The 2,044-nt window shown below is 76.3% G+C and carries 2 protein-coding genes; both read left to right on the top strand.

Features of this window, described 5'->3' with window-relative positions:
- Positions 1-104 precede the first annotated feature (104 nt).
- Positions 105-563: an NUDIX domain-containing protein gene (locus tag GQS09_RS28035; RefSeq protein WP_165990320.1), complete on the top strand. Its 459-nt coding sequence runs from the start codon at positions 105-107 to the stop codon at positions 561-563.
- Positions 564-991: 428 nt separating this feature from the next.
- Positions 992-2,044: hypothetical protein (locus GQS09_RS28030; protein WP_165990319.1), on the top strand; the 1,053-nt coding region annotated here is incomplete at its 3' end.

The following is a 2,044-nucleotide window of genomic DNA, read 5'->3' as shown; positions in this document are numbered from 1 at the left end:
GGCCGGTGCCGCCCGGCCGGTGCCGCCGGTGCGCGGCCGCGTACGCTGGCCCGGTGACCGCGCACACCTCCGCCCCCGGGGCCACTGCCCCCGCCGTCGGCTCCATGACGCTGCTCAGCGCCGCCGTGGTGGTGCACGACGCGGAGGCCGGCCGGGTGGTGATGCTGCGCCGCGGGCCGCGGGCCGCGTTCGGCCGCGGGCTGTGGGATCTGCCGGTGGGCAAGTGCGAACCGGGCGAGCCGGTCACCGCCGCCGCGGTGCGGGAACTGCGGGAGGAGACCGGGCTGCGGGTGCGGGCCGAGGATCTGCGGCTGGCCCACGTGGTGCACGCGGCGCGCGGCGCCGAGGCGCCGGGCGGGTTCGTCACCGTGGTGTTCACGGTCCGCCGCTGGTCGGGTGAGCCGGTCAACCGCGAGCCGGAGAAGCACGCCGAGGTGCGGTGGATGCCGGTGGACGCGCTGCCCACCGAGGTGGTGTTCGAGGCCGACCGGCTGATCAGGGCCTGCCTGGACGGCACTCCGGCCGTCACCCTGCACGGCTGGTCGTCACCTGCTCGGCCCTGAAGGCCGCGCGCAGGGTCCGCTCGGCCCGGGTGCCCGCACGGCATCCGGCGTGAGTTTCCCCTGCACGGCCCGCGCACGGGCGCGAGCATGGCATTGCTCTGTGTCACTTCGAGGGGGACCGAACCCGGCCGTACGGAGGGGAAAACCGCTCGCCCGGCCGGGACCGGTGCCGGAGCCGGCGGCGGCGTCCGGGACGGGCGGTGCGGCGCGCCGGGGGTGCGCCGGGCGCCGCGCGGCGGATGTGCAACACCCCGGCAACAACCGGGCGGCCGGAGCTTCCCGCCGTTCACGGCCGGGAAAGTGCCCGGCAGGATCGTCAGCACATCCTCGGACCGGCCGGTCCGTCACGCTGCCGACCCGCCGCTCCGGTCGGCCGGCCGCACCGTCCGCCGCGTGCGGCCGGACTCGCAGAACCAGGGGGAAGCGCCGTGACCAGTGCATCCGGTGGCGGATTCGGCCCGCCGATACCTCTGGCACGGCGGGCCGGGAAGACCGGCGGCGGCCGGGCACCGGCCGAGCACGCGGCCGGATTCGTGGTCAGCGGTGTGCTGTTGCTGGTTTTCGCCGGGGCGGTGACCGCCTGGCTGGTGGACGGGATCGTCACCTACGAGGTACCGGTCGGCGACTTCCTCAAGGGGATCGTGGTCCCGGACACCACCGGGACCTCTGCCGTCCTCGGCCCCTACGAGTGGGCGCTGACCGCCGCACTGCTGGTGACGGGGGTGCTGTCAGTGGCCATGCGCAGCGCGGCGCGCGGTGCGGGCCTGCTGCTGGCGTTCCTGCTGCTCGCGCTCACCCTCCGCCAGGGAGTCGGCCTGCTGGACGCGCACTACCGCGAGGCGCTCACCGAGGGCCACCACGGGGCCTGGCAGCTGGTCACCTACGGGGCCGGGCTGGGCATCTCCGTGGTGGTCCTGATCGTGCTGCTGCGGGCCCGGGAGGCTCCGTACCGGCCGCCGGGCGGGGCGCTGCGCACGGCCGGGGTGCTGCTTCTGCTCTGCGGTGCGGTGTCGGCCGCCTGGCTGGTCGACGGTGAGCGGTTCGCCCAGAGGTACCTGGGCGGTGGGTGGGGCGATTTCTTCCACGGGCTGGTGGACGCCTCGGCTCCGCACCATCCGGCGTCCTCGCTCGCCCCGGCCAGTTCCGACTTCTACGCCGTGGCGCTGGCGGTGGCGCTGCCGGCCGTGGGCGTGCTGGCGCTGGCCGGCCGGCCGGCGGCGCGCGGCGCGGGTGTCCTGCTGCTGGCCGTGCAGGCGTACTTCGCGCTGCGCTACTTCACCGGGCTGGAGTGGGAGCACCTCGGCCAGGTGCTGGACTCGGCCCGCGGTCTGCTGCTGTTCCTCACGGAGATCGTGCTCGTGCCGATGTCGGTGGCCGGCGTGATCCTGCTGCTGCGCACTCCGCCCGCGGCCGGCGCCGGTGCCCGCGGCCCGGCCGCCGCCTGGCCCGCCCCGCCGCCGACCGCCCCGGGCCCCTACGGG

This window comes from Streptomyces sp. YIM 98790, from assembly GCF_011421595.1.
Classification (GTDB): Bacteria; Actinomycetota; Actinomycetes; order Streptomycetales; family Streptomycetaceae; genus Streptomyces.
This window is presented reverse-complemented; position numbering and strand designations above follow the sequence as displayed.